This window comes from Sphingomonas canaveralia (assembly GCF_047238125.1).
In the GTDB taxonomy this organism is placed as follows: domain Bacteria; phylum Pseudomonadota; class Alphaproteobacteria; order Sphingomonadales; family Sphingomonadaceae; genus JBDFMH01.
The window spans coordinates 1-15,817 of sequence record NZ_JBDFMH010000003.1 but is presented as its reverse complement, the minus strand read 5'-3'; the positions used below and the strand labels follow the sequence as shown (position 1 = coordinate 15,817).

At 65.4% G+C, this 15,817-nt stretch carries 18 protein-coding genes and 1 pseudogene; 4 read left to right on the top strand and 15 right to left on the bottom strand.

All coding sequences use genetic code 11. The annotated features are described in order from the left end of the window. Window positions 1-366: 366 nt before the first annotated feature. Genes ABC347_RS17695 through ABC347_RS17675 form a run of 5 tightly spaced genes read right to left on the bottom strand, consistent with a single transcriptional unit; the run spans window position 367 to window position 3,973 of the window. Window positions 367-1,902, bottom strand: a complete 1,536-nt coding sequence (locus tag ABC347_RS17695; protein WP_380940955.1) for a type IV secretory system conjugative DNA transfer family protein — start codon at window positions 1,900-1,902, stop codon at window positions 367-369. Then, window positions 1,902-2,183, bottom strand: a complete 282-nt coding sequence (locus tag ABC347_RS17690) for a hypothetical protein (RefSeq protein WP_380940954.1) — start codon at window positions 2,181-2,183, stop codon at window positions 1,902-1,904. The genes ABC347_RS17695 and ABC347_RS17690 overlap by 1 nt, the downstream gene beginning before the upstream one ends. Continuing rightward, window positions 2,180-3,382 carry a cation:proton antiporter gene (locus tag ABC347_RS17685; protein WP_413247144.1) on the bottom strand — a complete coding sequence of 401 codons (1,203 nt, stop codon included), beginning with the start codon at window positions 3,380-3,382 and terminating at the stop codon, window positions 2,180-2,182. Before ABC347_RS17685 ends, ABC347_RS17690 begins: the two co-directional genes overlap by 4 nt. Next, window positions 3,382-3,630, bottom strand: a complete 249-nt coding sequence (locus ABC347_RS17680; RefSeq protein ID WP_380940952.1) for a conjugal transfer protein TraD — start codon at window positions 3,628-3,630, stop codon at window positions 3,382-3,384. The genes ABC347_RS17685 and ABC347_RS17680 overlap by 1 nt, the downstream gene beginning before the upstream one ends. A 16-nt stretch (window positions 3,631-3,646) precedes the next feature. Further along, a complete protein-coding gene (locus tag ABC347_RS17675) occupies window positions 3,647-3,973 on the bottom strand; it encodes a conjugal transfer protein TraD (RefSeq protein ID WP_380940951.1) in 327 nt (108 codons plus the stop codon). A gap of 169 nt (window positions 3,974-4,142) precedes the next feature. On the opposite strand from ABC347_RS17675, the gene traA reads away from it, so the two are divergent. Together traA and ABC347_RS17665 are read left to right on the top strand one after the other, a co-directional pair. Next, window positions 4,143-7,061 (top strand): Ti-type conjugative transfer relaxase TraA, encoded by a 2,919-nt coding sequence (traA, locus tag ABC347_RS17670; protein WP_380940950.1) that lies wholly within the window; start codon window positions 4,143-4,145, stop codon window positions 7,059-7,061. Window position 7,062: 1 nt separating this feature from the next. Further along, window positions 7,063-7,767 (top strand): DUF6118 family protein, encoded by a 705-nt coding sequence (locus ABC347_RS17665; RefSeq protein ID WP_413247143.1) that lies wholly within the window; start codon window positions 7,063-7,065, stop codon window positions 7,765-7,767. Window positions 7,768-7,803: 36 nt separating this feature from the next. Here ABC347_RS17665 and lgt read toward each other — a convergent pair whose 3' ends face one another. The 10 genes from lgt to fliE form a co-directional block, all read right to left on the bottom strand. After that, window positions 7,804-8,646, bottom strand: coding sequence for a prolipoprotein diacylglyceryl transferase (gene lgt / locus ABC347_RS17660; protein WP_413247142.1), 843 nt, complete (start codon window positions 8,644-8,646; stop codon window positions 7,804-7,806). A gap of 46 nt (window positions 8,647-8,692) precedes the next feature. Beyond that, window positions 8,693-9,079 (bottom strand): rhodanese-like domain-containing protein, encoded by a 387-nt coding sequence (locus ABC347_RS17655; protein ID WP_014072606.1) that lies wholly within the window; start codon window positions 9,077-9,079, stop codon window positions 8,693-8,695. 34 nt (window positions 9,080-9,113) lie between these two features. After that, complete coding sequence (locus ABC347_RS17650) at window positions 9,114-9,863, bottom strand: MBL fold metallo-hydrolase (RefSeq protein WP_014072607.1); 750 nt, start codon at window positions 9,861-9,863, stop codon at window positions 9,114-9,116. Between the two features lie 19 nt (window positions 9,864-9,882). Continuing rightward, window positions 9,883-10,662 (bottom strand): sulfite exporter TauE/SafE family protein, encoded by a 780-nt coding sequence (locus ABC347_RS17645; RefSeq protein ID WP_014072608.1) that lies wholly within the window; start codon window positions 10,660-10,662, stop codon window positions 9,883-9,885. Between the two features lie 3 nt (window positions 10,663-10,665). Continuing rightward, the gene (locus ABC347_RS17640) at window positions 10,666-11,103 is read right to left on the bottom strand and encodes a DUF6691 family protein (RefSeq protein WP_413247141.1); all 438 of its coding nucleotides are present in this window, start codon (window positions 11,101-11,103) and stop codon (window positions 10,666-10,668) included. 4 nt (window positions 11,104-11,107) lie between these two features. Further along, window positions 11,108-11,533 carry a YeeE/YedE family protein gene (locus ABC347_RS17635; protein ID WP_413247140.1) on the bottom strand — a complete coding sequence of 142 codons (426 nt, stop codon included), beginning with the start codon at window positions 11,531-11,533 and terminating at the stop codon, window positions 11,108-11,110. 2 nt (window positions 11,534-11,535) lie between these two features. Further along, entirely contained in the window at window positions 11,536-11,883 is a 348-nt protein-coding gene (locus ABC347_RS17630) for an ArsR/SmtB family transcription factor (RefSeq protein WP_413247139.1), read from the bottom strand. 339 nt (window positions 11,884-12,222) lie between these two features. Continuing rightward, complete coding sequence (locus ABC347_RS17625; protein ID WP_380940948.1) at window positions 12,223-12,969, bottom strand: SDR family NAD(P)-dependent oxidoreductase; 747 nt, start codon at window positions 12,967-12,969, stop codon at window positions 12,223-12,225. A 43-nt stretch (window positions 12,970-13,012) separates the two neighbouring features. Further along, entirely contained in the window at window positions 13,013-14,314 is a 1,302-nt protein-coding gene (locus ABC347_RS17620) for a family 1 glycosylhydrolase (RefSeq protein ID WP_380940968.1), read from the bottom strand. A gap of 73 nt (window positions 14,315-14,387) precedes the next feature. After that, a complete protein-coding gene (fliE, locus tag ABC347_RS17615; protein WP_380940967.1) occupies window positions 14,388-14,834 on the bottom strand; it encodes a flagellar hook-basal body complex protein FliE in 447 nt (148 codons plus the stop codon). 83 nt (window positions 14,835-14,917) lie between these two features. Here fliE and ABC347_RS17610 point away from each other — a divergent pair, with 83 nt between their 5' ends. Next, complete coding sequence (locus ABC347_RS17610; RefSeq protein WP_380940947.1) at window positions 14,918-15,517, top strand: DedA family protein; 600 nt, start codon at window positions 14,918-14,920, stop codon at window positions 15,515-15,517. 116 nt (window positions 15,518-15,633) lie between these two features. Continuing rightward, window positions 15,634-15,817, top strand: a pseudogene (locus tag ABC347_RS17605) (sodium:proton exchanger); the annotation flags it as partial.

The following is a 15,817-nucleotide window of genomic DNA, read 5'->3' as shown; positions in this document are numbered from 1 at the left end:
TACGCCTTCGTTGCGTGCCGCCTTTGGCGTCACCAAGGCGGCGCAAGCGCCGCAGGCTTTCCGAGAAAGCCAAGCGCGACCGGGGGCGCTTCAACTTAGGCGACGGTGCCCGGCAAATCGGACGCAGAGGCCTGTTTTCCGGGCCGTGGAGCGCCGATCAGAAGCTGAGGGTAGGGAGGCAGCCTAAGAGCGGTGAACGCCTTCCAGCGGCGCTATCGCCAACGCCGGTTCGATCGGGTATATCGGCTTCACCCAACTTTACGATCGCGATCATCGAACCCGCCGCGGCTGCTACCCGTGGCGGGTTCGTCTTTTGGGGGGGGGCAACAAGCCGCGGTGTGTGGATTTCGTGCTTTCGCCGACCGTTCAGGCAGGATCGAACAGGCCGGCGAACTCGCGCTGGTCGTAGTAGCGGATTTTCTCGACCGCGAGCGGGTGTTCGCCTTGGCGCAGCAGCAGCACCTGGTCGGGTCGCATCCGCATGATTTCGTCGGGCGTCGAGACGTGCGCGCTGACGCTTTCCGAGGGGCCGGCGCGATTGTCGCCCCAACCAATGCCCCGCGACGTGCTGACGGTATCGTATTCGATCGTGGTGTCGCCGATTGTGCGCGAGAGCATGTCGGCGGTGGCATGATCGTTGACCCCGAACGTCTGGATGACGCCCGCGTTGGACATGAAGGTGCCGGCTCGCTCACCATAGATCGCCTTGAGCTGGTGCATGTCCTGGAGGATCGGCCAGAGCTGGAGCCCATAGCCGGCCATCAATCCCATCGCGCGCTCGACCGGTTCGAGGCGGCCGAGCGCGGCGAACTCGTCGAGCAGGAACAGGACCGGGCGCGCGGGCTTCGCCGGCGAGCGCGCCATGTCGGTGACGGCCTGCGATACGAGAAGGCGCAGCCAGCGCGCATAGGTGTCGAGCCGATCGGGCGGCAGCACCAGGAACACCGTGCCCGTCGTTTCCTTTAATCCGGCGAAGGTGAAATCGGACGCGGCGGTGCTGGCGACGATGCGCGGGCTGTCAAGAAAATGGGTGTGGCGCTGGGCCGAGGACAGCACGCCGGCGGCTTCGCGGTCGGACTTGCCGAGCTGGCGATTGGCGGCGCGTGCGATCAGACCGCCGGCGCCGGCGCTGTCCTGCATATCGGCCAGCAGCGCGGCGAAGTGGGCAGGAGGTAGCGTCAGCTTGTCGCGCACGACGGCAAGCACGCGGCGATCGGCGGGCTCGTGGACGACGGTGTGCAGGACCAGCCCGGCGATGAGTGCCTTGGCTTCCTCGTTCCAATGCGCTTCGCCTGACTGCCCCGGCGCATCATGCACCAGCGCGTCGGCGAGCGTGTTCGCGTCCTCCGCAAGATCGAGGCTGGCAGGGTCGAGCCGATCGAGCGGATTGTAGCGGGCAGGAGGCTGGCCGGAGACGCCGAACGGATCGAGGCACCAGACCTTGCCCTTGGCGGAACGCGCGCGGGCGGTGACGCGCGCGTTCTCGCCCTTGGGATCGACGCAGATGATCGAGCGATCGAGCAGCAGCAGGTTCGGAATGATCGTGCCGACGCCCTTGCCCGAGCGCGTCGGAGCCATCGTCAGCAGATGCGCCGCGCCATCATAGCGGAGCAGCTTGCCCGACTTCGCCGAGCGGCCGATCAGGAGATCCCCGGAGGCTTCGAGTTTCCGCACGTCCGCCCGATCGCCGAAGCGGGCGGAGCCGAGCAGCTCGTTACGCTGGCCGGCGGCACGCCGGTTGAACCGCCAGGCCAGGAACAGGACCGCGCCCGCCAGCAGGAACGGAATGTCGGTCGCTATCTCGCCATAGCCGAAGATGCCCTTGAGCCAGGCGTTGCTCGCCATCAGCACCACGAAGGCGACGAAGACCGCGAACAGCGGGCCGATCCGCCGCCTGGGCATCAGTGCGCTGCTATCGGCGTGATCGGCAGGGACCGATCGGCGTCAGGATGATCGAGCAGCCGGAGCAGGATTTGCGACACGAGGGGAGGGGACACGCCCTCATCCACCATCATCTCGAAAAACGCATCCTCGTTGGGCGTCGGGATCATGTTCTCGATTACGAGGTTGGCGCGGGAGTTCGCCATGTCCTCGTGCCACATGGCGACTTCCGCCGGCGATCCGCGCACGAAATCCATTGCGCGAATTTGCGCGCGGATTGCCTCGATATCGAAATCGCTCATCCCCGTATCTCCGGTGCATCAGGGTTCCGCCTAGCCCGCCGCAGCAGCCACGGCATGGTGCCGCCCTGGACGAACAGCGAGAAGGCCACGACGGCGAACGCGACGCTGACCAGCGCGTCGCGTTCGGGCAGGGCGGCAGGCACCGCCAAGGCCAGCGCAAGCCCGAGTGCGCCGCGCAGACCACCCCAGAAGAGGATATGCTGGGTCATTCCATCGATCGCCTGGCGGGTGCGCCCGAACAGCGCGGCGATCGGATAGATCGCCGCGGCGCGACCGGCCAGGACCAGCAGGGTGGCGACCGCGGCCGGGAACAGGAAGGCCACCAGCGGCTGTTCCGCCTCCCGGCTTCCGATCAGTAGGAAGATGACCGAGTTGGCGAGGAAGGCAGCGAACTCCCAGAAGCGGATCAGTGCATCGCCACCCCGTTCGGTAAGCAAGCGTCCCCGTCCGTAATTTCCGACCAACATGCCTGCCGCCATCGTCGCCAGCACGCCCGAGACGTGCAGCTCTTCCGCGATCAGGAACGAGCCGTAGGCGGCCAGTACGGTCAGGGTCAGCTCCACCAGATGATCGTCGGACCGTCCGGCCACCAGCAGCAGGCCCCAGGCAACCGCCAGGCCGCAGGTGATGCCGCCGAACACGGTTAGCCCGAACGATTGGGCGACCGTTACCGCATCGGTGGGCGCGCCCGCGACGGCCGCAGCGCACAGGCCGAACAGAACGGCGGCGGCACCGTCGTTGAGCAGGCTTTCGGCTTCGAGCGTGAACCGCAGCCGGGGATCGGCATCCTGTTCCTTCATCATGGCGATGATCGCCACGGGATCGGTCGCGGCGATAAGCGAGCCGAACAGGAGCGACGCCTGCCAGCTCCATCCGACCAGCCAGTGCATTCCGCTCGCGACCAGCATCGCCGACAGCAGCGTGCCGACAAAGGCGAGACTCAGGACCAGCGACCCCCGTTCGCGGAAGCGCTGCCATTTGAGATGCAGCGCCGCCTCGAAGACGAGCGGTGGGAGCAGGACCGTGAAGACCAGATCGGGGGTGAGGACGAGACCGCTGCGATAGCCTGCAAGGCTGAGCGCGATTCCAGCCACGACAAGGCCGATTGTGTAGGGGAGGCCGACGCGCCGGGTGACGATCGCCACGAAGCAGGCCACCAGTAGCAGCAGCCCCAGCGTGACGATATCGACGTGTTCCATCACGATGCCGCCTCCGCGTCGCGACCCGACGCTCCCGATGCTTCGCTTTCCGCGTCGAACGCCCGCTTGCCGCGCCGTTTCCACAGCGCCAGCACGTTGCCGGCATCATCGCCACGCGCACGGCCCGCCAGCTCGAGCAGGGCGCCGTAAAGGGTGGCGCGATCGTCGTCTGCGAGTTCGACCAGGCCGGCCTTCTGGACGAGGCCGCCCAGCTCGATCAGGTGGCGGGTGCGCTCACGGCGTTGCACGACCCAGCGCCGCGTATCAGCCCGACGCCTCGCCGCTTCCAGACGCTGGATCAGCGCCCGGTTGCGTCGCTGCGCTGTCGCTGTTGCCGCCAGCAGTCCGACCAGCTTTGCGCGAGCGCCGGTGAAAGAACGCGGCGCCCTTCGCACGCCACGCCTCCTTCGCTTCCGCATCCTTCATGGCGACGGCGTCGAGCAGCGCGCCGGCGAGCGTTTCTAGGTCGAGCGCATCGGCGCCTGTCGCGGTGACGAGCTGGCCGAGCTGTTCGACGCGGCGCGCCTTGATCGCACGCGCGCGTTCCTCCAGCGCCTTCAACTCCGCGTCATAGTCGCGCACCTTTCGCATGGTGCCTTCTCCTTCCGCGTCAGGATCACCGCAGCCTAGCAAACCGGATGGAGCAGGCAACCCACAAGTGAAGCGGGCGGCAGGCAATCACGAGGAGCGCAGCGGATTGTGAGTGCGCGCTTATACGTCGTTGCCGACGTGCGCTAAGTAAGGCAGTATCGCAAGTGTCATGGCGATCTATCACTTTTCCGCCAAGGTCATCAGCCGCGCGAACGGTTCGAGCGCGGTCGCCAGCGCCGCCTATCGTTCCGCGTCCGAGCTGCACGACGACCGGTTGGGGCGCGATCACGATTTCAGCAACAAGGCGGGCGTGATCCACTCCGAGGTGATGTTGCCGGAGGGCGCGCCGGAGCGTTTAAACGAACGCGCCGCCTTGTGGAACGAAGTGGAGGCAGGGGAGAAGCGCAAGGACGCGCAGCTTGCCCGCGAGGTGGAGTTCTCGATTCCGCGCGAGATGAGCGAACGCCAAGGGGTGCAGCTCGCGCGTGACTTCGTGGAGCGCGAGTTCGTGAAGCGCGGGATGGTCGCGGACCTGAACGTGCATTGGGACAAGGCGAAAGACGGCAGCCCGAAACCGCACGCGCATGTGATGCTGGCGATGCGCGAGGTGGGGCCGGACGGGTTCGGCAAAAAGGTTCGCGACTGGAATAGCACCGAGCTGCTGAAGGAGTGGCGCGAGGCGTGGGCCGCGCACGTCAACGAGCGGATGGCCGAGCTGGGGCTGGAAGGTCGCATCGACCATCGCTCCTACGAGGCGCAGGGCATCGAGCTGGAGCCGCAGCACAAGATCGGCCCGGCGGCATCGCGCCGACCGGGGCAGGGGCTTGAGGCCGAGCGGATCGAGGATCACGCCCGGATTGCCCGCGACAACGGCGAGAAGATCGTCGCTAACGCGTCGATCGCGCTGGACGGCATCACGCGGCAGCAGGCGACGTTCACGACCCGTGACCTTGCCGTGTTCGCGTTCCGGCACAGCGACGGCAAGGAGCAGTTCGACCGGGTGATGAGCGCCGTGCGCGCGTCCCCCGAGCTGGTCGCGCTGGGCAAGGACGGGCGCGACCAGGAGAGGTTCACGTCGCGCGACATGATCGCGGTGGAGGGCCGGCTTGAGCGCGCCGGCGACGAGCTGGCGGGCCGCGCCGAGCATGGTGTCGCCGATCGGCAGCGCGAGCGCGCTACGGCCAAGGCCGAGGGCAGGGGGCTTGTCCTTTCGGCCGAACAGCGCGACGCCTTCGACCATATCACCGGTAAGGAAGGGCTGGCGGCCGTTGTCGGCTACGCCGGCACCGGCAAATCGGCGATGCTGGGCGTCGCGCGCGAGGCATGGGAGGGGCAGGGTTACACCGTGCGCGGCGGGGCCTTGTCGGGCATCGCGGCCGAGAACCTTGAGGGCGGGTCCGGCATCAGCTCGCGCACCATCGCCAGCCTTGAACACGCATGGGGGCAGGGGCGCGAGCAGCTAGGCCCCAGGGACGTGCTGGTGGTGGACGAGGCCGGCATGATCGGCTCGCGCCAGATGGAGCGGGTGCTGTCCCATGCCCGCGACGCAGGCGCAAAGGTGGTTCTCGTTGGTGATCCCGAGCAGTTGCAGGCGATCGAGGCGGGCGCGGCGTTCCGATCAATCACCGAGCGCCACGGCGCGGCCGAGATCGCCGAGGTTCGTCGGCAGCGCGAGGACTGGCAGAAGGAGGCGACGCGCCAGCTCGCCACGGGCCGCACAGGCGAGGCGATCCACGTCTATGACGCGCATGGGATGGTGCAGGCGGCCGACACGCGCGAGCAGGCGCGGGCCGAGCTGGTGGACGGCTGGGACCGGCAGCGGCAGGCCGAGCCCGATCGCTCCCGCGTCATTCTTACCCACACCAACGCCGAGGTCCGCGAGCTGAACGAGGAGGCCCGCGGCCGGCTTCGCGCGACCGGCGACTTAGGTGAGGACGTGGCGTTCGCGACCGAGCGGGGAGCCCGCGACTTCGCCGCGGGCGACCGCTTGATGTTCCTGCGGAACGAGCGGTCGCTAGGGGTGAAGAACGGCACGCTCGGCACCATCGAGCGGGTGACGCCCGAGGGTGTGTCCGTCCGGCTTGATGGGGGCCAGCGCGTCGCGTTCGAGGCGAAGGACTATGCCCATGTCGATCACGGCTATGCGGCGACGTTCCACAAATCGCAGGGCGTGACGGTCGATCGCGCCCATGTTCTCGCCACCCCCGGCATGGACCGGCACAGCGCCTATGTTGGCTTGTCGCGGCACCGCGACGGGGTGCAGCTCCATTATGGCCGCGACGACTTCGCCGACCAGCGCCAGCTTGTCCGCGCCCTGTCGCGCGACCGGGGCAAGGACATGGCGGCCGACTATGCGCCGACCGACCAGGACCGGGCGCGCGCGTTCGCCGAGCGGCGCGAGATCCGGTTCCCGGAACTCGCGCGGCAGGTGGTCGAGAAGGTGCGCGACAAGGCGCGGGGCATGTTCGCCGGGTTCCGGCCGAAGCCGGCCGCGACGCCCGAGAAAGCGACGTCGCCGGAGCGCGTCGGGGCCGATCGGCCGCTGGCGCCCTCACAGGCCAAGGCGATCGAGCGCTACGCGCGCGCCGCGGCCGATATAGGCCGGATGCGGGCCAAGGACTTGCCGGTGCTGCCCCATCAGGCCCAGGCGCTTGAGAAAGCCGGCGCGGCGCTGGACAGCACCCGTCCGGACGCGGCGCGCGACCTCGCTTCTGCGCTCGCACGCGATCCCAGGCTGACCGAGCAGGCCGCGGCGGGCAATACCGCGGGAGCGGCGCGCGCGATGGCCGAGGAAGCCAGGGTGCGCACCGACCCCGAGCTTCGCGCCGGCAGGTTCGTGGAGAGCTGGCGGGCCATGCAGCGCGACCGTGCCGGCATGGAGCGGGCCGGTGACAAGGCGGGCGCGGAGCGGTTGCGGGGCCGCATGGAGAAGCTGGCGGGCGGGTTGCATCGCGATCCCCAGCTCGAATCCGCGCTGGCGAGGCGCGCCCCCGAGCTGGAGCTGAAAATGGAGCGCGGCCGGTCGATCGGGCAGGAACTGGCGCAGCAGATCGGCGGGCGCGACCGCGACCGTGGGATGAGCCTGTAGGATGGCGGACGAGGACGAGCACGACGGAGAAACCGCGGCCGAGGCGTTCGCGCGGGTTGAGGGCGAGCTGGCGCTGTTGCGGCGCGCGGTGGAGCGGCTGGCGACCGAGCGCGCCGAACTGCCCGAGCAGCCCGACTATAGCGAGACGTTGGGCCGGATGGCGAAGGCGATCGTCACGGCGGGCGAGCGGTTGGAGGTGCTGTCCAAGGCAGCGCAGGACGGGCTTGCGCCCCGCTATGTCGCCGATCGGATCGTCGCGGCGGGCGGCAATGCCCGCGCCGAGGACCAGCGGACGATCGCCACGGCGCGGAGCAGCCTGGACGAGGTGGCGCGCCGTCTAAACGTCTTGGTTGCGTCGGCGACGATCGCGCAGGAGCAGAAGCGCCGGCTCGCCTGGACGGCGATCGGCGGGATGGTGCTGGGCATGGTCCTATGGGCGGCCTTCGCCGGCATGGTCGCACGCACCGTTCCCGAAAGCTGGCTATGGCCGGAGCGCATGGCGGCGCGGACCTTGCGGCTCGACACTTGGGAGGCGAGCCGGCGACTGGCGGCGGTCAGCAAGCCCGAGCAATGGAACGCGATGATCCGGGGCGGGCTGTTGATGCAGGATAATCGTGCGGCGATCGAGCGGTGCGGGCGCGAGGTGGCCAAGGCGGGCAAATCGGTACGCTGCACGGTGATGATTGAACCGGAGAGGGGGCGATGAGCCTCGTGACCCCCGGTCATGGTGCGTCGGGCTTCGTCACAGCCGCGCAGTGGCAGCGGCTGACTCCACGCCGCCTCTCCGGCGACGCGCCGTGGCAACCAGGTATAATCCGCCGATGAACATTGGCACCGTAAGCCATTGACCCATGTGAAGGCCGGTTCGCCCCGCGAATACGACGAGCTGGGCGTCGGGCTCCCGGAAGAACTCGACTGTAAAGCGGGCGAGGCCGTAGCCGAGGAGGAAGGTTCCCACGAGCATCCCCGGCTTTCGGCGCGCGTCAGTGAGCCAAAACAGGAAGGCGAGAAGCGCGAACAGGGCCAAGCCTTCCAGCCCGGCCTCATAGAGCTGACTCGGGTGTCGAGCGATGCCATCCTTGCTTCCGGGAAATATGATCGCCCACGGCAGATCGGCGGGTTTTCCCCAAAGCTCGCCATTCACGAAATTGGCAAGGCGACCGAAGAACAGTCCGATCGGCACCGTGCAGGCGACATAATCGTGGACCCGCAGCCAATCGAGACGGTGCCGTCGCGCAAACAGGATCAGCGCGAGCGAGACGCCGACGGCACCCCCGTGGAATGACATGCCGCCATCCCAGAGCTTTAGGATTTGCAGGGGGTGAAGGATCATCTCGGGGCCGTAGAAGATCACATAGCCTAGCCGGCCACCCAGAATTACGCCGAGCGTTGCGTAGAATACGAGATCATCCGCCTGCTGGCGGTTCATGGGAGCGGCCGGTTGAGCGAGCAACCGCAGCAGATACCACCATCCGGCAATGATGCCGATGATATAAGCCAGCGAGTACCACCTGATGTCGAGCGGCCCGATGGAAAGGGCGATCGGACTTAAGCCGAGGCTGGAAAAAGCAATGTGGCTATCCAATGATCATTTCCTCCAGCGAGAACGGGCGCCTGATCGCACTTTGGGCCTATTCCGGTGCGATCGAGGCACCAGCCTCTTTGAGCGCCGAAAACCCGCCCGGAACGTGGACGACGTTCTCAACGCCCATTTCCTTGAGTGATTTCGCGGCAAGAGCCGAGCGGGCACCGGACCCACAATAGAGCACCAACCGCGATGAGGCGGCGAGTTTCGCATTGTGAGTAGGGCTTTCCGGGTCAACCTGGAACTCCAGCAGGCCACGCGGCACATGCACCGCGCTAGCGACGAGGCCCGTTTTCGCGACCTCCGCCGGCTCTCGGATGTCAACAAATTGCACGTCGGGAGCCCCGACGAGCCGGGCCGCATCCTCGGGCGAGAGACTTTCAACAACGGCATTGGCTTCAGAAACCAGCTGTTTCGAGGTACGTGTCAGCATCAATCTTCTCCTAAAATGAACCTGTATAAGTCTCTCAGCCTTGTTCGGACTTGCCGCCAATCTGGCGTAGCAGCTCGGGCAGGTCTGTCGGGCAATCACCGCACAGCTTGTTCGCGGGAACGGCAACATCGATCTTCTTGGGATATGGAAGATCGAGAGCATCCATGATCGCCACGAATTCCTGAACGGTCTTGCCCGCAAGACGGGGGTTCCGCTCGCGCTCCTGCGCCACCGTCGTGATATGGCGATGATTGTAGTCATGGGCGGGGAAGATCAGGCCATCGCCTGGCAGGGTGAAAATCTTCTGCGTCACCGACTGATAGAGCGTGGCGGCGTCACCGTTCTGGAAGTCGGTGCGGCCACAGCCGTCGATGAGCAGTGCGTCGCCCGTGAAAGCGCGGAGAACGCCGGGCTGATCAACAAGGTAGGTGTGATGGGCGTCGGTATGCCCCGGCGTAAACAGTGGCTGAAGGGTGAGCGCGCCGACCGTCAATGGCTGGTCCTCGGCGACCCCAACGTCAGCACAGGGCAGGCCGTCCATGGCGGGGTACGCGATTTTGGAGCCGGTCAGGCTTCGCAGGTAGCAGGCCGATGTGACGTGGTCCGCATGCACATGGGTTTCCAGCGTATAGGCCAGTTCAAGATCCAGTTCCTGAAGTGCCGCCAGGTCGCGTTCGATCGTCTCCAGGACAGGATCGATCAGGACTGCCTTGCGCGTCTCGGGACAGGCGAGGAGATAGGTGTAAGTCGAGGACTCCGGCTCGAAAAGCTGACGAAAGATCATGATCGGTCTCCAAGGGTGCTTAGCTGCCGATCGCGCCCAGGCTGCGGAACAGCATGTAGGCGGCCACGGCCAACAGGACGAAGGCGAAGATTCGAGTGAGCAGGCTCTTGTGGTCGGCAAGGCGGACTGCGGTTCGCATGCCAGCGATGCCGCCGCCGACGCCGCCCGCGATGAAGAAGCCGGCCACGCGCCAGTCCACGAGCCCTGACAGTGCGTAGTTGAGGGCTGTCGCCGAGCCGAACGCTCCCACGGAAAACAGCGAGGACCCGACCGCATTGAGGATTGGCATGCCGCTTCCCAGCATGATGCCGGGTACGATCAGAAAGCCGCCGCCGATGCCGAAGAACCCGGACAGCAGGCCGGCGAGAAGCCCGATAACGACGAGCCGTACAGCGATCGGCCGCGTGATGTGCACGCCGGGATCACCGCCGCCGGATTTACCTCTCAGCATGGAAACCCCGACCACGACCATGACGCCTGCGAACAGCACCAGCAGGTGCTGACCCGCCACCATCTTGCCGAGGGTCGAACCAATCAGGGCACCGGTGACACCCGATGCTCCGAAAACAAGGGCGCACGGCCACTTCACGGTTCCGGCGCGTGCGTGCTGGACCAGGTTAGCAAAGGCATTGGCGGCGACCGCCAGCGCGCTCGTGCCGATCGCGACGTGCGGGTCCTTCATGCCGACGACGTAAAGGAGCAACGGCATAGCCAGGATCGAGCCGCCGCCGCCGATCACGCCCAACGTGAAACCAACGATCACGCCGGATAGGAGGGTGAGGAGATCGACCGGCGTCATAGGTTAGCTTCCCACCCTCGCCGCCCGATAGCGTTCGAGAAGAGCGAAGGAGCCCATGCCGACCAGCATCGCCATGACGAACACCAGCGCCGCCGGCGCACCCAGGCTCAAGGCGACGAGGGCGGGGCCAGGACAATATCCGACAAGACCCCATCCGATGCCGAACAGGGCGGCGCCGACGAGAAGCTTCCCATCAAGGGTCCGGTTTGACGGTCCATTGAACGCAGCGGCGAAAAGAGGGGCATTGCGCCTTCGGCCGAGTGCGAACCCTAACGCTGAAACGATGACCGCCGAGACCAGCACCAGGACGAGGCTGGGGTCCCAGGATGGCGCGGTGACATCGAGGAAGGCCAGAACCTTGCCTGGGCTGACCATGGCGGAGACGATCAGGCCCAGGCCGAAAACGAACCCCGAAGCTAAGGCGGCGAGGAGCTTCGTCATTGTCTCAGAGCCCGACGATGTGGCGGGCGACGTACACAGTCACCGCCGCGGTGATGAGGAAGACGCTGGCTGCGGCAAGTGAGCGAGGTGAGAGCCTGGCTATCCCGCAGACGCCATGCCCACTTGTGCAGCCGCTCCCTAGTCGTGTCCCGAATCCCACCAGGAGACCGGCCGCGATCACGACGATGAGGGGTGCGGGCGTCGCGAGGTCTGGCAGCGCGCGCCCTGTCGCACGGTAGAGCAAGGGCGCGGCGATCAGGCCGGCCAGGAACGTTGCGCGCCACGCTGCATCGCCTCGAGCCGGCGCAAGCACACCTCCGACGATGCCGCTGATCCCGGCGATCCGTCCGTTCGCAATCCAGAGGAGCGCGGCCGAGAGGCCAATGAGCGCACCGCCCTGGAGAGCCGAATATGGAGTGAAGCCCACCATCGTCAGGATGTCTCTTCCTCGACATCGCCTTCGGCGCAGAACAGTTTGTAGAGTTCGGCGAGGATCGGCAGCACGCGCTCAGAGGTGATCCGGTAATAGATGGTGGTGCGCGCGCGCCGCGTTCCCACCAGGCCTTTGTCGCGAAGCGTTGCCAGATGCCGGGACAGATTGGATTGTGTCAGCCCCAGGCGTTCGCCCAGTTCGGTAACCGACAACTCTCCCCCGAGCAGGCTGCACAGGATCATCAGCCGGTGCCGGCTCGCCAGCGAGCGCAAGAACGCTTCAGCTTCGCCGGCTTTTTCCTCCAAAAGCGCCGGAGACATCGCAGCGGGAAAAAGTGACACGGCCACTCCAAGAATTCTATATGAGGCATATATGATAGAACGGCGTTGAATCAAGCGCCCGCCTAGGAGGTTCGTCCTCCGGTGTACGGCGTCACCAGCCCTCCGCCACGCCGATCCCACGCAGGCCTTTTTCAACAGCCTCGGTCGGTTCTGACACAAGCTCGCCACCTTAGCTTTCCCAAGGGTTTGTAGGTGTCAGAACCCCGTGCCAAAAAGAAGGCACGGAAATCGGCTACGCCCGCGTATCGCGAGGCAATCACTAGGACTCGACCACCGATCCGGACGCTGACCGCCGCGCGAGCTGGCTATGGCCGGGAAGTGGGCAATAGGCCGCTCCACCTTATCTCAAAGTTTCGCGAGCCGTCCGCCGTCGACCGCTAGCGCTGCCCCGGTGATGAAGCGCGCGTTGTCGCTTGCCAGAAAAGTAACGGCTGCGGCGACATCGGCTGGCTGACCCACATCCCGTCTGTCGAGCACCTCCGCTCCCGATTTGAGGTTCGGATTTTCCCACAGCATTGGGGTGTCGATGGCCCCGGGCAGCAGGGCGTTGGCCCGAATTCGCCGATCCCGACCTTCGATCGCGGTCGTTCGCGTGAGCGACAGCATCCCCGCTTTCGCGGCGGAGTAGGGTCCGATGTTGGCGGAAGTCTCAACGGCATGGACGCTTGCGATATTGATGATTGCGCCGCCGTCCTCGCCCATGTGGAGAAAGGCCTGTTTGGTGAACAAAGCGGCGCCCAGGAGGTCCACGCGGAGTACCTCCAGCCAGTCTTCCGCTGTCAACTCGGCCAGTGTCTTGAAGGTCATCAGACCGGCGTTGTTGACGATCACGTCCAATCGCCCGAATCTTGAGATCGTTGCGGAGGCGGCCGCCGCTACCTGCGGCTCATCTCCCACATCGCAACCGAGCCCAATCGCTTCCGCGCCTTGCTCTTGCACCAGGGTCGACGCCACGCTCAGCGCCCTGTCGGCACGCAGATCGGTGACCGCGACAGCTGCGCCCTCCTCGGCAAAGCGCTTGGCAACGGCCGCCCCTATGCCGCCACCGCCGCCTGTGATGAGTACGACCTTTCCTGAGAACCGTCCTTCCACTCTTCGTCTCCGGGGTGATGACGTTGCGGCATGAGGACAGCCGCTAAGGGGCAGTCGCTTGCGAGGTTTTGGCGTGGTACATTCGCATCCATTCCATTCGGCGCTTGACGAAGGGTTCTTCGAACTCGCTCGGGAGCACGAGAGGCACCGTGAGGCATGCGCTCTGGGTGGGAAGGACGTTCTGCCAGTCCTCGATCAGCTTCTTGTAGGCCCGCCCGACAGGGCGGATATTGCGATTGAGATCATAGAGGCCGAGCGGGTTGACCGTGCCGTTGGCCTCGCGCAGGGCAGTGTCCCAGTCCACCTGATCAGTGAGCGAATACCAGGTGAACCCGACCGTGGGCACGCCCGAGTTCCGCACCCGCAGCACATTCGCCCATTGCTTCCAGAGCCACTGCACCGCTTCGTCGCCGTTCGCGCCCTGCGCGAGGTTCGTTTCGGTATGCATGACGGGGAGTCGATAGCGCTCATGATATTGGCGAGTGATCTCGTCATATCCGAACACATCGCCGGCGGCCCAGGTCCTTCCGTCAGGCGCCACTCGGTGTTCGTTGGTGACGTAATAATCATTACCCATGATGCAGTGATGGCGCAGGTTGTTCTGCATGAAGAAGCTGTACTCCTTCACGCTCATGCCGTTTTCGAGAAGATAGTCGTGCATCTCGGAGTTGACCCGCTGACCGTAATTGAGGTCCAGGCTAAGGAACCGCCTGGCGTTCATTAGCTCAGCGGGACGAATAGCCTCAGGGCTGTCAGCATGGAAATACTCGGAACTCTCCGACTGGATGAATATGGCGTCGGGACGGATTTCCAGTATGGCGTGCATGGCGAGAATGTTCGCCTTCACCAGATGCTTGAGAGCGGTGACGAACGTACGATCGCTTGTGCCTTGTTCGTTCCACCAGCCATAGAGGCCTGAGAACGTGGCGCAGACGAACATTTCGTTGACCGGCGTGTAGAGCTGCACCCAAGGATAGCGTTCTGCAAACCGGCGGGCGTAAGCTTCGAAGAGTCGGGGAAAGTCCGGATTCTGGAAATTGCCGATCCAGTCGGGCACACCGAAGTGGCAAAGGTCAACCACCGGAACGATGTCAAGCTCCTTGAGCCGGTTCATCGTCAGGTCGGCGAACTCCCAGTCGAAGCGGTCCGGCGCGAGATAGGTGCGGTGCAGCGGCGGACCATAGCGTAGGAAGCGTACTCCCAGCTCTTCCAGAAGGTCGAAATCCGTTCGCCAGAGTTTGTAGAAGCCGCACTTCTCGAGCTCGTCGACCCGTACTTGTCCATTTTGGATGGTCGGAATGCTGTTCTCGATACCGGTGGCGAACATGAAGAAGGGATTGATCATCACCGGCCTTCTCAATAGCCGACGCGGAGATTGCGCCGGACGGTGACAGGCAGCGGTACCTGGGCCTGGCCAATCAAAGCTGCATGTTCATGATGTCCTTATAGGCCGATAGCAGCTTGTTGCGAACCTGAAGTGTCGCCTCGAAATCGACCGAAGCACGCTGCTGGGCGAGCACCACGCCCACGATGTCGGTCGTCTCGCCGCGTTCGTAGCTCTCGGTCATTGCGTCCTCCTGCTCCTGCGTCGCGTTGACCCGTGCGAGCAACGAGGTGAGCGTCGAACTGATTCCCTCCGACGCCGCCACGCCTGTCGAGCCCGCTGGCGAAACCGGTGGTTCGACCTTCGTCGGTGTGGCCCGAAGCGCGGTGTCGAATGCTGTCGCGAAGCTCGGGCGAACGCCCCCGGCCGGATTGATCTCCGGCGCGCGGGCGGGCTGCGCGAGTCCGCGTAAGGCGGCGTTTCGCTGAAGGATCGCATCGCGTGCGGCGAGAACGTTGCGGACGTCGGTCAAGCTGCCAATCACCTGCTTCGTACCACATTCTTGTCGAACATGGTTGAGCAAGGGTTAACAGCGGTTTGCCTGCGGCACGGGAGGGATGTGCTATGTTCGATGGAATTGTGGCCCTGCTGACCAAGTGGGGCGCCTCTGGCGTGTTCCTGCTGATGCTCGCGGAAAATGTGTTCCCGCCGATCCCGTCGGAGGTCGTGCTCCCGCTCGCCGGCTATGTCGCGGTGAAGGGCCAGGGTTCGCTGGCGCTTACCATTGCCGCCGGCACGGCCGGCTCTGCCGCCGGCGCCACCTTCTGGTACTATGTCGGCCGGTGGGTCGGGGTCGAGCGCCTCAAGCGCTTCGCCGCGCGGCACGGACGCTGGTTGACGCTGACCCCGAGAGAAATCGATCATGTCGACAGCTGGTTCGATCGGCACGGCGGCTCGGCGGTCCTGCTCGGGCGCATGGTACCCGGGGTGCGGACCCTCATCTCGGTGCCGGCGGGTGTCACGGGCATGAAGCTCGCGCCGTTCCTGGCCTACACCATGGTTGGTTCGGCGTTCTGGACCAGCCTGCTCACCATCGCCGGCTATGAGCTTGGCGAGAATTATGGGCAGGTCGCACGCGTCGTAGAGCCCACCAGCAACATCGTGCTCGGGGGCGCAGTGCTCTGGTATCTCTGGCGCGTCGTCACCTTCAATCCGGAAAAGTGACTCGCTCCGAAGCATGCCAGAGAGGGAACGATGGGAGTGCCATCCGGTTCTCGGATCGTTGAAGCAAGTTGGTCAGCCGGCAAAGGTGCGATCGAATGAGGCGATTTCTGACGCTCGTGATCGTTGCGCTGCTCGCAACGATGCCGGCGCTCTACCTGCGCTTGACCGGCTGGTATCCCAGTCCGCTGCTCGACACCGCTTTATTCGGCGTGGGGATCCTCGCCGCCGGCTTCATGCTGTCGTGGGGTGCCGAAGCCGCGGAGTCGCGCATCTCGCAAGGTCTGATCCTGGCGATCGTGG

Bases quoted from the DNA above. Each gene is read 5' to 3' on its own strand.
- ABC347_RS17695 (WP_380940955.1), bottom strand. From the start codon at position 1,902: ATGCCCAGGCGGCGGATCGGCCCGCTGTTCGCGGTCTTCGTCGCCTTC.
- ABC347_RS17690 (WP_380940954.1), bottom strand. From the start codon at position 2,183: ATGAGCGATTTCGATATCGAGGCAATCCGCGCGCAAATTCGCGCAATG.
- ABC347_RS17685 (WP_413247144.1), bottom strand. From the start codon at position 3,382: ATGGAACACGTCGATATCGTCACGCTGGGGCTGCTGCTACTGGTGGCC.
- ABC347_RS17675 (WP_380940951.1), bottom strand. From the start codon at position 3,973: ATGCGAAAGGTGCGCGACTATGACGCGGAGTTGAAGGCGCTGGAGGAA.
- traA (WP_380940950.1), top strand. From the start codon at position 4,143: ATGGCGATCTATCACTTTTCCGCCAAGGTCATCAGCCGCGCGAACGGT.
- ABC347_RS17665 (WP_413247143.1), top strand. From the start codon at position 7,063: ATGGCGGACGAGGACGAGCACGACGGAGAAACCGCGGCCGAGGCGTTC.
- ABC347_RS17655 (WP_014072606.1), bottom strand. From the start codon at position 9,079: ATGCTGACACGTACCTCGAAACAGCTGGTTTCTGAAGCCAATGCCGTT.
- ABC347_RS17650 (WP_014072607.1), bottom strand. From the start codon at position 9,863: ATGATCTTTCGTCAGCTTTTCGAGCCGGAGTCCTCGACTTACACCTAT.
- ABC347_RS17645 (WP_014072608.1), bottom strand. From the start codon at position 10,662: ATGACGCCGGTCGATCTCCTCACCCTCCTATCCGGCGTGATCGTTGGT.
- ABC347_RS17640 (WP_413247141.1), bottom strand. From the start codon at position 11,103: ATGACGAAGCTCCTCGCCGCCTTAGCTTCGGGGTTCGTTTTCGGCCTG.
- ABC347_RS17635 (WP_413247140.1), bottom strand. From the start codon at position 11,533: ATGGTGGGCTTCACTCCATATTCGGCTCTCCAGGGCGGTGCGCTCATT.
- ABC347_RS17620 (WP_380940968.1), bottom strand. From the start codon at position 14,314: ATGATCAATCCCTTCTTCATGTTCGCCACCGGTATCGAGAACAGCATT.
- ABC347_RS17610 (WP_380940947.1), top strand. From the start codon at position 14,918: ATGTTCGATGGAATTGTGGCCCTGCTGACCAAGTGGGGCGCCTCTGGC.